The sequence below is a fragment of the Pedobacter sp. GQ55 genome (genome assembly GCF_059758925.1).
Map to the genome: position 1 here is coordinate 489,943 of NZ_JCAXEI010000001.1, position 20,575 is coordinate 510,517.

Annotated in this window: 15 protein-coding genes; 12 read left to right on the top strand and 3 right to left on the bottom strand. The window is 40.4% G+C overall.

What is annotated here, in order from left to right; all coding sequences use genetic code 11:
• Window positions 1–28: 28 nt before the first annotated feature.
• Window positions 29–2,719 (bottom strand): family 78 glycoside hydrolase catalytic domain, encoded by a 2,691-nt coding sequence (locus AC6CH7_RS01990; RefSeq protein ID WP_498261087.1) that lies wholly within the window; start codon window positions 2,717–2,719, stop codon window positions 29–31.
• A gap of 157 nt (window positions 2,720–2,876) precedes the next feature.
• On the opposite strand from AC6CH7_RS01990, the gene AC6CH7_RS01995 reads away from it, so the two are divergent.
• From AC6CH7_RS01995 to AC6CH7_RS02015, 5 genes are all read left to right on the top strand, one after another.
• Window positions 2,877–4,514, top strand: a complete 1,638-nt coding sequence (locus AC6CH7_RS01995) for a tetratricopeptide repeat protein (RefSeq protein WP_498261088.1) — start codon at window positions 2,877–2,879, stop codon at window positions 4,512–4,514.
• Between the two features lie 332 nt (window positions 4,515–4,846).
• Window positions 4,847–7,939 (top strand): TonB-dependent receptor, encoded by a 3,093-nt coding sequence (locus AC6CH7_RS02000; protein ID WP_498261089.1) that lies wholly within the window; start codon window positions 4,847–4,849, stop codon window positions 7,937–7,939.
• A 16-nt stretch (window positions 7,940–7,955) separates the two neighbouring features.
• Window positions 7,956–9,734 carry a cytochrome-c peroxidase gene (locus AC6CH7_RS02005; RefSeq protein WP_498261090.1) on the top strand — a complete coding sequence of 593 codons (1,779 nt, stop codon included), beginning with the start codon at window positions 7,956–7,958 and terminating at the stop codon, window positions 9,732–9,734.
• Window positions 9,721–11,151, top strand: a complete 1,431-nt coding sequence (locus AC6CH7_RS02010) for a purple acid phosphatase family protein (RefSeq protein ID WP_498261091.1) — start codon at window positions 9,721–9,723, stop codon at window positions 11,149–11,151. The genes AC6CH7_RS02005 and AC6CH7_RS02010 overlap by 14 nt, the downstream gene beginning before the upstream one ends.
• Before the next feature lies 1 nt (window position 11,152).
• On the top strand, window positions 11,153–12,490 hold the full coding sequence (locus AC6CH7_RS02015; RefSeq protein WP_498261092.1) for a purple acid phosphatase family protein: 1,338 nt from the start codon (window positions 11,153–11,155) through the stop codon (window positions 12,488–12,490).
• A gap of 38 nt (window positions 12,491–12,528) precedes the next feature.
• Here the strand turns inward: AC6CH7_RS02015 and AC6CH7_RS02020 are convergent, their stop codons facing one another.
• Complete coding sequence (locus AC6CH7_RS02020) at window positions 12,529–12,885, bottom strand: winged helix-turn-helix transcriptional regulator (protein ID WP_498261093.1); 357 nt, start codon at window positions 12,883–12,885, stop codon at window positions 12,529–12,531.
• A gap of 111 nt (window positions 12,886–12,996) precedes the next feature.
• On the opposite strand from AC6CH7_RS02020, the gene AC6CH7_RS02025 reads away from it, so the two are divergent.
• The 7 genes from AC6CH7_RS02025 (at window position 12,997) to AC6CH7_RS02055 (ending at window position 19,118) form a co-directional block, all read left to right on the top strand.
• Window positions 12,997–13,599 (top strand): FMN-dependent NADH-azoreductase, encoded by a 603-nt coding sequence (locus tag AC6CH7_RS02025; RefSeq protein ID WP_498261094.1) that lies wholly within the window; start codon window positions 12,997–12,999, stop codon window positions 13,597–13,599.
• A 209-nt stretch (window positions 13,600–13,808) separates the two neighbouring features.
• Window positions 13,809–14,276, top strand: coding sequence for a DoxX family protein (locus AC6CH7_RS02030; protein WP_498261095.1), 468 nt, complete (start codon window positions 13,809–13,811; stop codon window positions 14,274–14,276).
• Between the two features lie 63 nt (window positions 14,277–14,339).
• A complete protein-coding gene (locus AC6CH7_RS02035; protein WP_498261096.1) occupies window positions 14,340–14,921 on the top strand; it encodes a TetR/AcrR family transcriptional regulator in 582 nt (193 codons plus the stop codon).
• A 72-nt stretch (window positions 14,922–14,993) separates the two neighbouring features.
• Window positions 14,994–15,818: an SDR family NAD(P)-dependent oxidoreductase gene (locus AC6CH7_RS02040; RefSeq protein ID WP_498261097.1), complete on the top strand. Its 825-nt coding sequence runs from the start codon at window positions 14,994–14,996 to the stop codon at window positions 15,816–15,818.
• A 12-nt stretch (window positions 15,819–15,830) separates the two neighbouring features.
• Entirely contained in the window at window positions 15,831–17,051 is a 1,221-nt protein-coding gene (locus AC6CH7_RS02045) for an MFS transporter (RefSeq protein ID WP_498261098.1), read from the top strand.
• 290 nt (window positions 17,052–17,341) lie between these two features.
• Window positions 17,342–18,160 (top strand): SDR family oxidoreductase, encoded by an 819-nt coding sequence (locus AC6CH7_RS02050; RefSeq protein ID WP_498261552.1) that lies wholly within the window; start codon window positions 17,342–17,344, stop codon window positions 18,158–18,160.
• 52 nt (window positions 18,161–18,212) lie between these two features.
• Complete coding sequence (locus AC6CH7_RS02055; protein ID WP_498261099.1) at window positions 18,213–19,118, top strand: AraC family transcriptional regulator; 906 nt, start codon at window positions 18,213–18,215, stop codon at window positions 19,116–19,118.
• A 5-nt stretch (window positions 19,119–19,123) separates the two neighbouring features.
• On the opposite strand, the gene AC6CH7_RS02060 is transcribed toward AC6CH7_RS02055, so the two are convergent.
• Window positions 19,124–20,305 carry a multidrug effflux MFS transporter gene (locus tag AC6CH7_RS02060; protein WP_498261100.1) on the bottom strand — a complete coding sequence of 394 codons (1,182 nt, stop codon included), beginning with the start codon at window positions 20,303–20,305 and terminating at the stop codon, window positions 19,124–19,126.
• Between the last annotated feature and the right edge of the window lie 270 nt (window positions 20,306–20,575).

A 20,575-nucleotide genomic window follows, 5' to 3' on the forward strand; every position in this document is an offset into this window, starting at 1 on the left:
TTGAATATCAAACTAAGAACCAGGAAGTTTATAATGTTTCAAACCTATATACGCCTGATTGAAATTCAACCTCATACTTATTGTTAGTCTTTTTCGCTAAAGTGCTTTGCCCGGAATCATACTTTATCTTTGTTTTATTTGCAGGCAAAACAAAAGTTGCGGTGCTATTTTTAGGTACCTCAATCAATATTTGCAGCTTTCCATTTTTATCTCTTTTCCATTCCGAACGTATTTTTCCAAATGAACTATTGTATGAGGATTTGCAATAATTTAAATCGGCAATCGGTTTTGGTTCCATTAAAAAATGTTTCATACCCACACTTGCCGGATCAACCTTTATCCCGGCAATACCCGAATAAAACCATTCCACTACACTTCCAAACATGGGGTGGCACTTGGAGCCATCTCCATTCCACGATTCCCATAAGGTGCTGTTTTTACTGTCCAGTAAATAACCAAAGCCCGGGGAATCTTTTTGATTCATAATTTGGTAGGCAATGTCATCCCTGTCATTTTGTGAAAGCACTTTTATCAGCAGGGGAGTTCCTAAAATGCCCGTATCAAAATGATAATTAATTTCTTTTAGATGGGCCAATAAAGAGTTGAAAACGATCTCGTAATTCTCCTTTGGTACCAGGCCAAAAGCTAAGGCAAATACATCAGCACCCTGTCTGCCTTCCCAGTAGGTTTGCTTTGAAGGATTATAATACACTTTATTAAAATTTGTTTTTATTTGATTTGCAAGGTTCTCAAATTTTTGATAATCATCATTTTTACCTAATGTCTTTGCCACTTTTGTCATAATATTGGTCACATGATAAAAATAAGCGGTGTTAACCAAAGGCGCCGGAATTTGAATGTTACTGGGCGTACACCAATCTCCTAAACACCATCCGTTAGGTTCTTCTCTGGTTACTAATCCGTCTTTATCTGTTCTGGTTTGCAGGTATTCAACCCATTGTTTCATGCCTGTATAATGCTCGGCCAATACTGTGGTATCGCCATAATGGGAAAAGTATGTCCAAGGCATAATCACATAGGCCGACCCCCAGGCTGGCCCACCACCACCGCCACCAAAAGGTGCTGTGTGTGTAACAAAACCAGTTTTTTTATTCCTGGCATCGTCCATGTCATTGAACCACTTGCGATAAAACTGACGCATATCATAAGTAAAAATCGAACTCTCTATAATCACCTGCCCATCTCCGGTATAGCCCAGCCTTTCTCTATGAGGACAATCGCTACTTATACTTCCATGAAAGTTTGCATTCTGTGTTTTGATATAAGCCGTATTTATTTTGTTTAGAAATGGGTTAGAGCATTCGAAACTTCCATTTGATTTTACATCCGTGTGGACTTCCTTTATTTTTAAACTTTCCTTGTCAAGGCTTACATCCTGGGTAATGAGTTCAATTTTTCTGAAAGCATGCCAGGTAAATTTTGGCTCCCAGTTTTCTATTCCTTCGCCTTTCAGAATGTAGCTGTCGAGCTGACCATAATCATCGCCTTCTTCGCTGATATACCTAATTTTAATCCGACTACCTGCTTTTCCCCTAACAGTAATCGCTGCCCAGCCTGATATCGTTTCATCTAAATGATAGGAATAAACAGAATCTTTTGTTTTACCCTCAAAAGCAGGTATTAGCGTTCTGGTAACTTTATCAAAAGGTGCAAGCTGCGGATGTAAAGCACCGGTAGGTGAACGAACTAAAATTGCCGGTTTCCACTGAACATCGGAATAACCAATTTTATTCCATTCCCCCAATTCTAATCGTGCATCATATTTTTCTCCGGTAAAAATACCATCCTTTAATAATGGTCCATTTGCTGTTTTCCAGGTTTTGTCGGATCCGATGATTTTGCTGCTGCCGTCTACGTATTCTATCTCTAATTGAAAAATTAACCTTGGCGCATCGTACCACATATCCCCTTCAACCCTTCGGTCTCGTTGGTTGTACCATCCATTACCAAGTTGTATTCCAATCGCATTGTTTTTTTGTAGCAGATAATTAGTGACATCGAAACTGTTATATAGTACGCGTTGAGTGGATTGATCATCATAAGGATAAAGTAATTTCTTGAGTGGTCTTTTATCATAATTGGTAACTGCAGGAGCCAGCACCTGGTCCCCAATTTTCTTTCCATTGAAAAACAATTCATAAAAACCCAGTCCACTGATATGAACGGTAGCTTGTTTTATCTTTTTTTCGGCGATGAATTCTTTACGAAAAAAGGGAGAGGGATAGGTAATAGCCGAATCTGGATACGGATTTTCGAAAGCTCCAATCCATTTCGACTGCCAGTCTGTAGCTTTTAATAGGCCCATAGACCACCAAGCAGTCTGACTCCAGTTAGAGGGCGTATTTTTTTCATCCCAAATCATTACTTTCCAATATAACTTCTTTCTGGAAGCCAGTGGCTTGCCCTGATAGAAAACCTGACTTGAATTTGCAGAATTTATTTTGCCGCTATCCCAGTAATCACCTTTATTTTGCTGTAATAAAGAGACACTGCTCGCCACTATTATCCGGTATGCTGTTTGGCTTTTAGCTTTATATTCGGATGCCAATTGCCAGCTAAGCATTGGATGTTGATGCTCAATCGCTATTGGATTTAAAAGCTGTTCACATTCGAGTTTTTCAATATTCGGCTCTAATTGATTACTGAAAATCATGCTTGGAATAAGCAGGAGTAGGATACTGGTAAAGATTATTTTCATAAAAACTATTGAAATTCGTTGTTGTGGTAGGAAAGATAAACTATATTTTTTTATTGCGAGACCTGAGACTTTAAGATTTAGTAAACTTAAGTTCACAGACAAAGCTTAAACTTGTCCCTATGCGATCTATTGGATATCCAGGAGTAAATAAATGTATTTGCGCAACAAGATAACCGCTTCCGGTATTTTCAGTTTGTTATTTTTTTTACCCCTTTTTTCTTTTGCCCTTAATGCTTTGGGTAAGACTCCTGTGCAGCGACCAGCCGAGGCGCTGGCCTATACGGAAAAACTGGTGCTTACTAATCCTGATTCGGCATTTTTATTGATCCAAAAACTTCGTAAGCAATATATAGAGCAAGGGAATGTACACGCCCTGGCGATATGTAACCAGCAGCTGGGCAAGATCTTTCATTATCAGGGAGCCTACGCGCAGGCACTAACCTTTTACCTCAAGGCAGATAAGATATTCCGAACAGAGCAGGATCGCCTGCTCATTGCTCAAAATCTTAATAACATTGCCCAAACCTATAGTTCTGCCCACCTTAAACAGAAATCGCTACCAATGTTTAAAGAAGCATTGAAGATTTTTCAGGAGCTCAGGAACGATAAGGGTATAGGGAAGACTTACAGCCTTCTGGGGAAGTTCCTGGAAAAGAAAGATACCTATAACATCAGTTTTGACTATCAGCAACGCGCACTTGCGCGGTATAAAAAAATAGGCGATAGTTTGGGCCTTGCCAAAGTATACAACGATATTGGTTCAATCCTGGAGCGCAAGCGCCAATACAATGATGCCTTGAAGTATTTTACTTTAGCACTGTCAATAAACAGGTCATTGGACAACCGGTTGGGTCAGATCGGGAATATCAATAACATTGGCGATTTCTACCGCAAAACCGGTGATTACAAAAAGGCACTTTCCGCTACCATGCAGGCCAAAGCGCTGGCAATTGAACTTAAAAGTAAAAGAGAACTTATCAGTGCTTGCGACAACCTTGCCCAAACCTATAAGCTGATGGGCAATACCGATAGTGCCTATTATTATAGTGAAACTGCCAGCAAAAACTATCACCAGACATTTAAGGAAGAAAGCAGCAAGCAAATCAATTTATTGCAGACCTTTTTTGAAGTGGAAAGAAAGGATAACGAAATCCAGCAGTTGAAAGTTGATAAAAAGATCACCCTTATGTCCACTGGATCTGTAATAGCGATCTGTTTGCTCCTGATCCTGCTCGGCTTTACCGTTCTAAGCAAGCAACGTATGAAAAGTCGTAATGACCAGATTATTTTTGATGCGCAGCAGAACTTTATGAAGGCCCAGCTAAAAAATAAAATGCTTGAGCAGAGTTTGCTCAGTGAAGAACTGGAACTAAAAAGCAAGGAACTGACCAGCCATACATTGCACATCATCCAGAAAAATCAGTTGTTGGATGAACTTAAAGGAAAACTGAACACGATCGTTAAAAGTGATAAAAGGGATCAGCGTAAGGAAGTAAAGCAACTGATAGGCCTGATCAGTACCAATAGTGATCAGGATAAGAACTGGAATGATTTCAGGGTGGTATTTGAAAAGGTGCATGTTAACTTTTTTGCTGAATTAAAAAAATATTGTGATGGCCTTACCTCTGCCGACCTCCGTTTACTGGCCTTGTTAAAGATGAATCTGGACTCGGCGGATATTGCCACTATGATCGGGATTTCGCAGGATAGTTTAAGGACTTCTAAATATCGGCTTCGCCAGAAGTTGCAAATTCCGGAGGGCGAAAGCCTGCTGAGCTTTGTGCAGCAATTCTAAAGGCAGCTGATTACTGGTAAGGGGAATTTTATAACGGGGAATTAACAAAGAATTAATGGCTGTTGTGTTTTTCGTAATGCATTGATAATGTGCTTGTTGTTGTGTGTTTTTTTGTGTTGTAGCTGTTTTGTTCCACTGGTTTTCATGCAAGTAGCCGTTTTGTAACGGTCGGGGTTTGTGTGGCTGTAAATTCTTGTCAAACTTTGATTTGGTTATCCCGGAAATGTATTTAAAGCGCTTTGAATTCAGGGCCGGAGCATAAGAACCAATAAGTAAACACCAACAAATATTTTCAGCAAGAATTTAAATTATTCAAAACTCAGAACAAAAAAATGAAACACTTTTGCGTACTTATATTATCATTGCTTTTACTGCCGGCAGTACTTTCGGCCCAGGGATTAATTACCGGCCGGGTTGTGGATGAAGGCGGTTCAACCTTACCGGGTGCCACAGTCAGGATCTCCAGCCTGAACAGGGGCGTAATTACAGATGAGAACGGAGGCTTTAAACTTATAGACGTACCTGCCGGAAAACATGAGGTTTTAGTGGCCTATATTGGATATGAACCACAAACAAAAATGGTTGTTATGGACAAGAAGGCCATAAACATTGATTTTAAATTGAAACTGACCACAGGAGCCAAACTTTCTGAGGTGGTAGTTTCCGGGCAGATGAGCTCCACACTAAAAGCACTTAATCAGCAAAAAAACTCTGACCGAATCGTTAACGTGATTTCTGCCGATCAGATTGGCCGTTTTCCGGATCCCAATATCGGCGACGCGTTGAAAAGGGTTCCCGGGATTTATGTGCAGCTTGATGAAGGAGAAGCTTCTCTAGTTAGTATCCGGGGAACAGATCCATCCAAAAGTACCATCAATATCAATGGTACCAATATTTCCGGAACAGGCGACAACAGGTCGGTAAGCATTAGTGCCATCCCGGCAGATATGGTTCAAACCGTCGAGGTAACCAAAGCCATAACACCAGATATGGATGGCGACGCTATTGGTGGAGTGGTAAATCTGATCACCAGAAAGGCTCCTTATAAAAAATTGCTCTCACTAACGGGTGGTTCAGGCTATAGCCAGATTGTGCATAAGCAAACTTATAATGGGAACTTTGTATTTGGTGATCGGTATCTGAAAGATAAAAAATTAGGTGTAATGGCCTCGGCATCTTATTATCGTCAGTTTTTGGGAAGCTCCTCACATGGCAGCGCCTGGGAAGATGTCAATTGGGTAGACAAACAAACTTATTTCATGCCGCAGTACCTGAACATGGTTCAGAACAAACTAGAGCGGATCAGACAAAGTTATACCGTTGGCCTTGATTATAAATTGAACCTTAACAATACCATTACTTTCACAGGAATCTACAACAATTACAAGGACTGGAGGGAAATCTCTACACTAAAGGTTGATGACCTTGGTAACGGCTATCCAAAAAACTGGGAGCGCGCACCTGGATGGGAGGGTGCTAAAAGAAAAATCACAGATGCCAACAGGGATTTTATCGATGATGTGGCAAAGGTGCCTTACCTGAATTTAAACAATGATCCGAAACATCCTAAATATCAGCCGGAGTTGGAACGACATGTTGAAGGTGGTGTAAATGACAGGAATGCCGCTATGATAGAGCAGAAGATCATGAACTTTGGAATGGAAGGAGAGCATGTGTTGGGTAAAGTAAAACTGAACTGGAAAGGCTCTTATATGAAAAATGTTGAGAACACACCCAACCGACGGGAACTGGAACTGGAAAGTGAGAACGAAAAATCAGTACAAATGGATTATCTGGACACTAGATTTGTTAAGGCAGATAAAGGATTCGAAATTGATAATATATTGGGAAGTTTAGCGAGCAGGCCGTCGTTCCATACCGACTCAGTGGATACATGGTACATGGACGCACTTACCGGTACCGATGCAAGGGCAACTACACAGCAATACCTTGCCCAGCTTGATTTTACGGTTCCAGTTGCAACCGGTAAATTTGCAAATTCTCTTAAGTTCGGCGGGAAATACCGTGGAATGAGCAAAGATAACGAGACCCTATCCAAGCTGACCTGGCTGCCAAGTATAGATCCGGAAAAAAAGGCAGAATATGATGCAAAAGTTGCTTCGGGACAAGCCGTAAGAATTGGAGATTATATCGGTTGGAAACCTTTCTGGACTGGATTCGGCAATAACCTATCGAATATGAGCAGTGGTCTGTACCTTGGAAATGCAGATTATAATGTAGGGAATGCCGGGAGCGCTAAATGGCTATCTAACCTGAATACCAGTAATTTTGGCGATACCGAGGATTTTATTGTTAAACAGGTAAAACAGGATGTGTTGGCAAGAAATTACAATGGCGATGAAGGTATTGCGGCAGCTTACTTAATGAGCACCCAGAATTTTGGAGAACAAGTATCAGTTATATTAGGCGCAAGAGTAGAAAAAAGCATGGTCAAATACTCCGGGTACAATTTTAATGAAGACTTGGGTTTTAGCCCCTCAAAAACAATTACCAAGAAGGATTTTATCAATTTTATGCCGGCATTTCTGGTAAAATTTACACCGACTAAAAATTCTGTATTCAGGTTTGCTTATACCAGAACCATCTCGCGTCCAAACTACAGGGACATCTCACCTTACAGAAGTATCAATATTGAAGATCAGGAGATGAGTGAAGGTAATCCTGAAGTTAAGCCGGCTTTATCCAACAACCTGGATTTGTTAGGGGAACTCTATACGGGTAATACCGGCTTGATCTCTGCAGGTGTATATTTTAAAAACATCAGCAGTTACCGGGTTGATGTAAGGGATAACGTGAGATTTGAAGATGTTAAAGAATCTATTCAGACGCCGCAGTCGCTACTTGATCAGGGAGCAGATCCACTTTCTATTATCGATTATAAAGATACTTATGAAAAGCTTGCTGCAGAAAATGGGATTATTGAAAGAGTAAAACCAGGAAATGGCGGAGTGGCTAACTTAGTCGGCCTGGAGCTGTCGTTTCAGCGAAATCTGGATTTTCTGCCAAGACCACTTAGCAACCTGAGTATTTACAGTAATTATACGCACAACTTTATTTTTGTAAAAAAGGATCAGCCTAAATTACCTGGAACGGCGAAAGATATTGCCAATGTTTCGCTGGCTTATGAGGTGAAAAGATTTAATGCCAGAGTGTCTTACAACCATACCTCAGCATTTATCACCACTATAGGCAGCACGGTTAAAAACGACATTTATTACGATCGTGTTAACTACTTGGACGCTAACCTTAACTTCTTTTTAACACCGAAGCTTGTAATTTACGCCTCAGGAAATAATTTGCTGAACCAGGCGCAAAGAAGGTACCAGTACCAGTCTGAGTATACTTATTCATCCTTATACACTGGTTCCACTGTAAGTCTGGGACTTAAATTGAACTTATTTTAATCTTAAAAACCATCAGATGCAGCGCAAAGTACTCCTGTTTTTTCTTATTTCTGTTTCAATGGTGGTCCTGTTGTCTCTTTCTGCAACCAAAACGAAAGATATCGGGGTAGAAAACACGGTAGCATTGTTTAGTAAAAACACTGCACAGTTTACCTCATCACTGGAATCTCTGCACACTGCTTTAACATTCCTTGATCAGGATTCGGCTAGTGTGTTGAGGGCAAGAAACTGTCTGAGCGAATGCAGGATGCGCTATAAAAGCATCTCTTTTTTTAGTGCTTATTTTTTTTCAAGTGAGACTGCGATGTATAATGCAGCGCCTAAATATGAAGTGGAGGAACCCGAACTGGAACTGGTAGAGCCTATGGGGTTACAACAGATAGAAGCTTTGCTGTTTGATGAGCCGGTACAGAAACATAAAGCCGAACTCTTAGCCCAGTCAGACGCACTTTACCACTCGGTAAAAGATCTGAAGAACCTCCTTTATCAATTTAATGTGAATGACAGACAGGTACTTGAAAGCATTCGGATTGAGCTGATCAGGATCAATGCCTTATACATCAGCGGATACGATGCACCCCTACTGAAAACCGGAATTTCAGAGAGCTTAGCATCCAGTAAAACCATCCAAATGGTATTGCAGCCCTATTTTGAATATGGACAAGAAAAGGCTAAAGTGCTCGCAAAAACACTGCAAAATGGCATTGACTATCTTAGTGTTCATCAGCAGTTTGATGCTTTTGACCGTATGGAGTACCTTGTCAAGTACGCATTGCCATTACAGCAGCAATTAGGTGTTTTTATAAGGGATGTAGGTCTGGAAGTGAATACCTCGGCTTATCTGAATTATAATGCGCCAAACCTGTTCAGTCCAGACTTCCTGAGTACCTGGGATTCTATACCGGAAGCAAAAAGGGGCAATTTGGTGAAGCTTGGAGAAAAGTTGTTTTTTGACAAGAAGCTTTCTGGTAATTTAGAAGTAAGCTGCGGCACCTGTCATAAGCCCGATCATTATTTTACAGATGGGAGCATAAAAAGCCCTTCAATTGTTCAGGACTCCGTACTCAAGAGAAACACGCCCTCTATTTTGTATGCGGGGAAACAGCATTCACAATTCCTGGATGGCCGGGCAAGAAACCTGGTAAGCCAGGTTAAAGAAGTGCTGTTCAATCCGCTTGAAATGGCAGGAAAAAAAGAGCTGCTAAATAAAAACATAGATGAAACCGCACTCGCGTTGTCGGCATACGTTGCCAGTCTAAATCCCCTAAGCTCTGCTTTCGACAAGTATGTTGCCGGAGACAGAAAGGCGATGACCACTGCACAGATCAAAGGTTTTAACCTGTTTATGGGTAAGGCGCAATGTGGCACATGCCACTTTGTGCCTTATTTTAATTCCCTTGTACCACCTTATTACCAGGTCTCTGAACTGGAGATCATAGGAACGACAAAAGATGATAATTTCGAAAATCCTGATTATGATGGTGATATGGGACGTTTTGACCTGTACAAAATTCACTTTTATAAACAGGCTTTTAAAACTCCAACGGTAAGGAATGCCGAAAAAACAGCCCCTTACATGCATAATGGCTCATTTAAAACACTCGAAAGTGTACTTGATTTTTATAACAAAGGCGGTGGCGCCGGACTTGGCTTAAACATGCCTGAGCAAACCCTGGCAGCTAAACCCTTAAACCTTTCGAAAGAAGAATGCAATCAGATCATCCAGTTCATTCATTCATTAACCGATTCAAAACAAACATTTAATCCCCTTAATAACTCACATGAAAACAATTAAATTACTTTTTCTTGCGATTGCTGCATTTCCCATTATCGCATTTTCGCAAGTAAATCCAACAACTATGCCAGCGGCCAAACCAACCCCTAAGGGATATTTAGCCGAATTGATAAGAGGACCTTATCTTCAGGTTGCTACTCCCACCAGTATGACTGTAAGGTGGAGAACCAATGTTTATGACAGAAGCAATGTGCGCTATGGCCTTACGCCTGATCGTCTGGACATGCAGGCTACTGATTCGACACTCGTTTCTGAGCATATTGTTAAGTTATCAGGCCTAAAACCACTAACAAAATACTATTACGCTATTGGTAATTTGAAAACTGTGATTCAGGGAAATGAGAATAACTACTTCTATACCCTGCCTGAAATAGGTAGCGAAACGTTGATCAGGGTTGCCGGATTTGGTGATTGTGGCAATAATTCGCTTAATCAGCGTAAAGTGAGAGATGCCATCGTAAACTATCTTGGTAATGACTATCTGAATGCATGGATATTAATGGGTGACAATGCTTACTCAGACGGAACAGACGCTGAGTTTCAGGCCAAGTTCTTTAACAATTACCAGGGCACCCTGTTAAACAAATATCCCTTATTTCCAGTTCCGGGGAATCACGATTATCATGACTTCCAATCTGCTGCAGTAACCGACCAGTTTAAGATTGCGTATTTCCAGAACTTCTCTGTTCCAACCCAGGGAGAGGCAGGTGGTGTGGCTTCTAATACCAAATCCTATTATTCTTATGATATCGGAAATACGCATTTTTTAGCACTGGATTCCTATGGCCCTGACAGCAAAGGAAAATTTATGTACGATCAGATGGGTGAGCAGGTGGAATGGGTAAAGAAAGACTTAGCTGCAAATAAGAGCAAATGGATTGTTGCCTACTGGCATCACCCACCTTATACCATGGGTTCGCACAACTCCGATACCGAGGGCCTACTTGTTAAGATCAGAGAAAATTTCATTAAAGTGCTGGAAGATAGCAAGGTGGATCTGATCCTTTGCGGACATAGCCATGTATATGAAAGATCCAGACTGATGAAAGGATATTACGGGAAGGAAGCAGATTTTGATGCGGCAAAATATAACCTAAGCACCTCAACTGCACTTTATGATGGCAGCAAAGATTCTGGACCTTATATAAAATCAGAAGCTAATCCTAATGGCACTGTATATGTTGTAAGTGGCTCTGCAGGTGCACAGGGAGGACATAAACAGACCTGGCCTCACAATGCTATGTATTATTCGAATAACGAAGTAGGTGGTGCCGTGGTTCTGGAGATCAAAGGCGGTCAGCTGGACCTGAAATGGGTTAGCGCTGAGGGTCAGGTTAAAGACCATTTTACCATGATGAAGGATGTAACCAAAGCACAGGAAAAGATTTTAAAACAGGATAAAAAGATCAACAGGTGATATGAAACGACTAGCCCGTAGAAAATTCCTGTCTACTGCCATTAAAGCTGGTGCTTTGTTGCCAGCGATGAATTTGCCCGCAACGCTCCTGTACGGTAGCTCGCAGGAAAAATCATCTGATTTAGCGTTGCCGGTGGAATATGTACCAACTGCGTTTCCAGATCGAATTATTCTGACGGTAACGGGAAGTCCGGCAACCAGTATAACAATGAACTGGCGAACAATGGAATCAACATCAGTGGGTATGGTTGAATATGGCCTTGCCGATGCGCATCCAAAATTCACCCCAATCACTCAGTTAAAAGCCCAATCAAGGGCTTTTAACTTTGAAAAGATCAGTGCAGTGCACCACAGGATCACTGTTGATCATTTGAAGGCCAACACGCTATATATGTACCGTGTAGGGTACACAGATTGCTGGAGTGAATGGATGCAGTTCCGCACGGCAAAAGAAGCACTGAATAATCCGAAGCTATCATTTATTTATATGGGAGATGCCCAGCAGGGAATAAAGCCACTATGGAGCAGGGTAATCCGTAAGGCCTACGCTGGAATGCCCGAAGCAGACCTAATGATACACGCAGGTGACCTGGTCAATGTGGCAAATAAAGATCAAGATTGGGGAGAATGGTTTGCCGCAGGTGGATTTATTCATGGTTCAATTGCATCCATGATGACTCCCGGAAATCATGAATACACCCACGAGGATGGAAAGGCCAATCTCTCTGTTTACTGGAATCAGCAGTTTTTGCTCCCGCAAAATGGCCCTAAAGATGAATTGTTGAAAAATAATAGTTATTATACCGATATCAATGGAGTAAGGATCATTTCATTGAACACCCAGATGATTGAGGAGGCACACACACAGGAAGGGATATTCACACAAGTGAAATGGCTGGAACATTTGTTAGAAAACAATCCTCAAAGTTGGACTTGTGTGGTTATGCACCACCCTGTATATTCGACCAAGAAGGGTAGGGACAATAAAAAAACAAGAACACATTTAAAACCATTATTTGATCGCTATGGTGTAGACCTGGTGCTGCAAGGGCACGATCATGCCTACGCCCGAGGCATGCATAAAATTCCATTAACAGCAGGCAGTGAACAGGAACATTCCCGTACAATGTATGTGGTATCTGTAAGCGGTTCGAAGATGTATGAAACAGAGCCTCAGTTCTGGGCCGACAAACTCTTCAGTAATTTACAACTTTATCATCTCATAGACATCAATGGCCGAACCTTGTCTTTCAGATCTTACCTCGCCACAGGGGAATTATTGGATGCTTTTGACTTAATCAAAGAAAAGGGGAAAGTGAACAGACTTGTAAATACTTAAGGAACACTAAAAGGGAGAATTGAGAAATTCTCCCTTTTCTATCGCTCACTTTTCAATTTATTTCGGTGCATTGCACCCCAATCAGATAGAGACTCCAACACACCGTTCAAAGTATCAGCATACGGTGTCAATTGATATTCAACCACTACTGGTGTTTGTGTATGAACCACTCTTTTTACAAAACCATTTATTTCAAGTTCTTTAAGTTCAGCAGATAGCACACGTGCAGATATTCCCTCAACACTTCGCTGGATCTCGTTAAATCGTTTGTTGTTCTCGCGAAGGGAAACCACAACCCTAAGTTTCCATTTGCCTCCAATCACATAAAGTGCATCAGAGATTGATGTCAGTCTGCTTATACATTTATGCGAAGTCGGCTGTAGAGTTTTGTTCATAATTAATTGATTTACAGTTCGCTAACTAAAATATTAGCGCTAACCTTTTGTATACTACTAATCTTTTGTAAGCAAATGTATATAGATTTGACAACAATAAATCATAAATTCATGAAAAAGATATTGCATGTTATATCAAGTCCGAGAGGCGATGCCTCTTTTAGCATTAAATTAGGAAATGCCATTGTAGAAAAGATCAGAATGGTTTACCCAGACACTACCGTCCAGGAAACCAATCTCCTTGAAAAGCACTTTCCACACCTGGAAGAATCACATTTAGCCTCCTTTTTTACGCCAGCTGAAAATAGAACACCAGAGCTCTTAGCTGCCGTTAAACATTCAGATGAAGCAATCAAAGAAATCATGGAAGCGGATGTGATTGTGATCGGCGCTCCGATTTACAATTACAGCATTCACTCCTCATTAAAAGCTTGGATAGATCATATCGCCAGATCCGGCCTCACTTTCAAATACGATGAAAACGGCCCTGAAGGACTGGTTAAAAACAAAAAAGTTTATATAGCCCTGTCATCAGGAGCGATTTACTCAGAAGGCCCACTAAAATCGATCGACTATGTTGAACCTTACCTGAGAACTATTTTAGGCTTTTTGGGGATGACCGACATTACCGTGATCCGTGCAGAAGGAACCTCATTGCCAGGCATACAAGATCATGCATTGGACAAAGGAATTGCTAGTGTACATATCAACTAGTCATACCGCTGCTTTCACAATTGCTTAACAATTGCTCAAAACCCTCTTCAGGGTTGGTTCCCATGGGGCTGGACCAACCCTGAAGTTGATGGGAGGTAACTATCGAACAGTTATGAAAGCAATAGTTACTTACCCCTATTAATCACCCCAGGGTGAATGTAAAATGCAATTTTAGAAATTTGTTGCTAACTTTAGGTTCTTCTCTCCTTATGATAGACAGCATCTTTTATACCAGTAATGATTATGTTCCGCTTATCCTTAGGGTCGTGGCTGGAGTCATCATTTTGCCCTATGGTATGCAAAAGCTCTTTGGATGGTTTCCACCATTGGGAGGAGGAATAGGTATTAAAGGAACGCTAGCGGATTTTAAAACTAAGAAGGTTCCTATATTAATAGCCTGGTTGGTAATTATTGCCCAGACATTGGGCAGTATAGGGCTGATTATTGGATGCCTTGGCCGGGTAGCCGCTTTTGGTAATTTCATCATCTTTGCTGCGGCTATTGTGGTGCACGCCCCCGATGGATGGGCGATGAACTGGACAGGCAGAAAAAAAGGAGAAGGCATTGAATATTTTATATTGCTCTTATCAATCCTGCTTATCATAATTATTAAGGGGAGTGGGGCATGGTCTGTAGACTATTGGATTGCCCGTATTATTGGCAATTTTACAATATAAAGATCAAAATATTTGTTAAAATAGACCGAATGGTTTATTTTTGTTTCATCTAATCTTTAAGTAATGAATAAGGCAGAACGGACTAAGAGATTTATTATAGAGAAATCGGCGTCCATTATTAATAAAAAAGGAATGGCCGGTACTTCTCTTAGTGATATCATGGAGGCAACAAAATTAGCCAAGGGTGGTATTTATGGAAACTTCGAAAGTAAGGATGAAATATGCGTAGCGTCATTTTTATACTTAACAGAGACGCTTGCTAATCAATTGAACAGAGCCGTCTTGGGTGGGGGAACTGCGAAAGAGAAATTTTTAAATTTATTGGATGCCTATAAAGAGATTATAAATACTGAAGGAGGATGCCCTATTCTGAATTTTGGTGTAGAGGCCGATGATACACATCCTGGTATGAAGGAAAATGTAAAGAAGGCAATCCGGTCTTCCCAGAAAAGATTTTTTGAGATCATATCTGATGGTATTGCCAATAATGAAATATCGGCAGCTGTGAATCCGAAGAATTTTAGCATAAAAGTTTTTGCCATGATTGAAGGTGCCATTTTGTGCAGAAGGGTATTAGAGAGCGATGAGCAAATGCGGATTATTCATGAGGCCATCAAACTGGAATTTGAGTCGTATTTGGTGTAATTTTTTTTGTCAAATTAAAGACCGATTGGTCTATTTTAGCTATTGAGTTTTAACAATTAATTATAAGAAACAATGTCAAAAGTAATTTTAATAACAGGAGCCTCCAGAGGATTTGGAAAAATCTGGGCAGAAGCATTTCTAAAACGTGGTGATCGGGTAGTGGTTACCGGAAGGAATATCGAAGCACTTCAGGAGCTAAGAGATCAATTTGGGGATCAGGTATTGCCTGTTCAATTGGATGTAAATGATCGCCAGGCCTGCTTTGAAGCAGTAAATAGGGCGAAGGAACATTTTGGAAGAATCGATGTGCTGATCAACAATGCTGGATATGGGTTGTTTGGTGCTGTTGAAGAAACTTCTGAGCAGGAAGCAAGGAGCCAAATGGAAACCAATTTCTTTGGGGTGCTTTGGACAACCCAGGCTGTATTGCCAATTATGCGTGCACAAAAGGCTGGTCACATTATTCAGGTATCGAGTTATTTAGGTTTAATTACAGCTCCGGTATTGGGAATTTACAATGCTTCTAAATTTGCTGTAGAAGGTTTAAGTGAAACACTTGCCACCGAAGTAAGAGCTTTCGGTATTAACGTTTCTATGGTTGAACCTAATGGGTATGCAACAGATTGGTCTGGGGAGTCGGCTTTTCAAGCAAAGCCTATGGAGATATATACTCCGGTAAAAGATGCATTTCAGAAGGCTGCATCCGTTCCTGGTTTTTTTGGACAGCCGCAAGCAACTGCTGCAGCTATAATTAAATTAATAGATGCACCTAATCCACCACTAAGATTATTGTTAGGGGCTTTTGCTTATCCATCGGTAAAAAAAGTATATGAAGAACGCCTGGCCAGTTTTGAAGAATGGAAAGATGTTTCTGAAGCTGCACACGGAACGAATTGATAGCAGAAAACAATGAGAATTTTAAAAGAAAATCATCAGGGTTTTAGTACCGTGTTAGCCTTCTCGCTTATTCCATTGTCGGGATTTGCTACAGATATTTATCTGCCCTCTCTTCCGGCGATGGCAAAAGACTTGCATGTTTCAGCATCTGCTATTCAGCTTTCCTTGGTGCTATTTATGTTTAGTATAGGCGTAAGTCAGATTTTTATTGGTAGCATATTGGATAGTTTCGGACGTTTTAGGATCAGTGTCATATCACTTGCACTGTTTTCGCTGACCAGTTTTGTCATTGCCGCTGTTCCCAATATTTATGTTATTTACGCAATGCGTATTATTCAGGGAATTACCATTGCCTTTATTGTAGTAGGAAAACGTGCCTATTTTGTTGATCTCTATTCGGGAGAGAAATTAAAGCATTACATCAGCTTGTTTGCCATTATCTGGGCTTGTGCTCCAATTATGGCGCCATTTTTAGGGGGATACTTGCAGAGCATCTTTGGTTGGAGATCCAACTTCTATTTCCTTGGTGTGCTGTCGCTTCTTTTTTTGATCCTGGAACTCATCTATAGCGGCGAATCTTTAAAACACTTCCATCCATTTAAGATCAGGTCAATTGCGCAGACTTATAGTGGGATGTTGAAGACCGCTGATTTTACACTTGGTTTAGCTATCATCGGCATTTGCTTTGGTCTGGTAGTTATTTATAGTTTGTCGAGCCCCTTTATTATAGAAAGTGTATTTGGTTATTCTGCTGTGACTACCGGTTATAGTTCACTGTTATCTGGTTTTTCTATCATGACAGGCGGAATTATTGCCAAATCGCTAATTAAGGAGCCTTTAGCAAAAAAGGTGGTCACAGCGCTGGTTATACAGACCGGTCTGGTATTCCTTATGATCTTTACAGTTCCCTTTGGTAGTAATATTTATACCTTGATAGGCTTCACGATTGGTATCCATATGTGTGGTGGTTTTATTTTTAACATCATTTATGGTTATTGTCTCAGCCGCTTTTCAAAAAATGCGGGAGTAGCAAGTGGGCTTACCGGTGGTGCCATGTATATGGTTAGCTCAGTATTCAGCTATGGATTTGCAAATTTATATGCGGTTAAAAGCCAGACATTACTGGGGATAGCAAACATTTCTTTGATCCTTGTGATTGGTATTATATTTATTGCCTTTAACCGACATAGGAAGGTACGTTTGAGTAATGAGCTGAAGACTGCTCTGGCCTAAAAAATCCAAAATGAGGTAGTCCAATAAACATTATTGGATTACCTTTTTAAGCATGTCGAGTGCCTCCACCATTTCATTTTCCTCGAGCGAGGCAAAGCCCATTCTTAGTACAATTACAAAATAACGGGTCGTCCAGCAAACCGGGTAGACTTAATGTTAACAAGTCGATTGTTTGAATTTTGCAAGTATTCATTTGTTCTCTGCAATCATTGCGTTTCTAGGAGGGTTACCTTTGCTTACATAAATTAAAAGCAATAATCATGGATAAAATAATTCAAAAAGTATAGTTTATTACAGGAGCTTCGAAGGGGCTAGGATTAGCACTTGCAATACAGTTATTGGAACAAGGACAAAAGGTAGCTGCAACTTCCAGAAGCATTGAGGACCTAAAAAATGCGATAGGTACGGAAAATGACAATTTTCTTCCCTTATCGGTTGATATCAGGAATGAGGAAAATGTCTCAGCTGCAATCCAGCAAGTTGTTGCACGCTTCGGAAAGGTGGATGTTATTGTGAATAATGCAGGCTATGGCTTAGCGGGAGCCCTCGAGGAATTGACAGATGCGGAAAGCAGGCAAAATTTCGATGTCAACGTATTTGGTTCTTTAAATGTGATCAGAAAAGCAATGCCATATCTGCGCAAACAGGGTTCGGGGCATATCTTTAACATCGCATCTATTGGTGGTTTTACAGGGGCTTTCCCAGGTTTTGGAATTTACTGTGCGACAAAATTTGCAGTTCATGGTTTCTCAGAATCATTGAGAGAAGAAGTGAAAAATTTTGGCGTAAAAGTAACGGTAGTATCACCGGGATATTTCAGAACCAACTTTTTAAGTGATTCCTCGCTAAATGTACCATCAAATCAAATGCAAGAGTATGCTGAGGTGCGAGCAGTTCAGGCTGCCCATGAGCAGGATATTAACGGGAATCAACCTGGTGATCCGAAAAAAGCTGCTGCAGCCTTTATCAGCGTAGCAGACATGGAAAACCCTCCGGTCCACTTGTTTCTTGGGGAGGATGCATATGAACTAGCCAACGTGAAAATAGCAGCTGTACAAAAAGACATGGAACTAGTGGCACATATCGGCAAAGCCACGGGCTTTGAATAACAAAGATCAATAATTGCGGGAATATCTTTATTTTTGATTAGGTAAAAAACATATGGCTGAAATAGAAACTTTAGAAGATTTTTACAAACACAAATTCGCAGGCGTTTCCAGCGGTGCACAAAAGGCAATTGGCGATTTTAATGCCTTTGTATTGGAAGACATCAGTACTCTGGAGGGAAATTCGACTGTTGAATATGCACGTAGAGATTTTTTCAAGATCAGCTTGATTACAGGATCCAACCTCTATCATTATGCCGACAAAACCATAAAGATTGATGGTACTGCACTCATGTTTTTCAACCCGCAGGTGCCCTATAAAATGGAATGTTCATCCACAGAAAATAGAGGCTTCTTCTGTATTTTCAAAGAAGCCTTTTATAGCGAAAAACTGAGAGGTAGCTTAAATGATCTTCCAATGTTTACAATTGGTGGAAAACCATGCTATATTCTTGATGAGCAACAAAAAGATGAAGTTTCGATGATCTTTAAAAAGATCATCAAGGAGATGGAATCTGATTATAAATACAAACGGGATTTATTGTTGAACTATGTGACCGAAATGATCCATTATGCGCTCAAGCTGCAGCCTACCGAAAGCTTGTACCATACCAATGATGCCAATGCGAGAATTACTGCTGTATTTTCAGAGCTACTGGAACGTCAGTTTCCGATTGTATCCTCTGAACAAAGATTTAATATGCGTTCGGCCAAAGACTTTGCTGAGCGGCTGTTTGTTCACGTCAACCACCTTAACAGGGCCATAAAAGAGACAACAGGAAAGACGACCAGCTACTACATTGCAAACAGGATTGCTAGCGAAGCCAAGGCATTGTTGAAACATACAGACTGGAACATTTCTGAGATCAGCTATTGTCTGGGTTTTGAAGAACCGGCGCATTTCAATAATTTTTTTAGGAAACATACTGAATTGTCGCCATCAAAATATAGGACTGCCTAAGGTCACTATGTTGCCAAATTTTTGTGTTGTAAACACAAATAAGCAACAACAGCGCAGCAATACATCATTAAGATCATGGGGTAGGCTGTACCATTGTAAAGTACACTTAGTATCGATGTAATCAAAAAAGCAGAGAGATAACTTAAGGCTCCTATTAGTGCCGAAGCCGATCCGCTGAATGATGGAATGGCTCCAATATATAAAGAAGTAGTATTGGGTAGAATCAAGCCAAGCATAGATAAAAATATAAAAATCAAAACCAGTAAAACAGAAAAAGGTCCATTAAAGTATAGCACAATTATCATGATTAAGCCTGTCACCAATTGGCAAGTCATTGCAAATTTTGTGATTTTTTGAACCTCAAAATGTTTCAGCAGTTTGGTATTGAGTATTCCGGTAGCAATTATGCCTATGGCCAAACCCGAAAACACAAAGCCGAACTGCTTTTTACTGAGCGCATAGATCTGCGTAAATATAAACGGAGAAGCCGTAATAAATGAAAATGCTGCGCTATTGCTAATGGCTCTTACTACTGCGTAATTAATAAAAGCAGGATGTTTTACGCAATAGCTGTAGTTTTTGAATATCACAGGAAGGTGGAATTTTTTATCACCAGCCGGGGGTTTTCCAGCGGGTAAAATAGTTAAACATCCTATTAGTCCGGCTCCGGAAACAACTGCCATAATTAGAAATAAATACTTCCAGGTGGATGTTTCTGCTAACATCCCTCCGGCTATTGGTGACAATATTGGCGAAACACCCATTATTATCTGTAAAATAGTGAAAACATGTGCCGCATTTTTATCCTTATAAATATCACCTACCAATGCCCTGCAGATTACCTGACAAGCGCTTCCTGCAAGTCCCTGGATAAACCTTAGCGCTAGAAATACAGGGAAAGAACTGGTAATTACACAGCAAATGCTGCAAAGAACATATACTGCCAGGCCTACTCTTAAGGGTGTTTTTCTGCCCCATACATCAGACATCGGCCCAATAAACAACTGCCCAAAGGACATGCCGAACAGAAACAATGTGACTGTACCTTCAATACGAACGATTGGTACTTTAAAGTAATTGGCCATTACACCAAAAGCCGGTAAGTAGATGTCAATGGAGATAGAGCCTATTGCAGTTAAAATACCTAAGGTTAACGTGATCAATAAGGGCTTCGCATTGATTTTCATCGGTATAGTGAGTAACTGGTTTTTATGATCAGTAAAATTAATTTTATTATTGAGGTCTTTATATTTTTTGCAATCAAATAAAATAAAGCGATACAACTAAATTTACTCAGATGAAATTTCTTGTGTAAAAATTATGACTTAATTTTCTAGATTAAAAACCTATTTTTATGGCTTGAAGGAAAACAGTTTTTTACAGATCAACATCAAAACGAATCTATAGATATTTAATGTCAGAATTCATTCGGTTATCACTGTTTTGGGGTAAAAGTA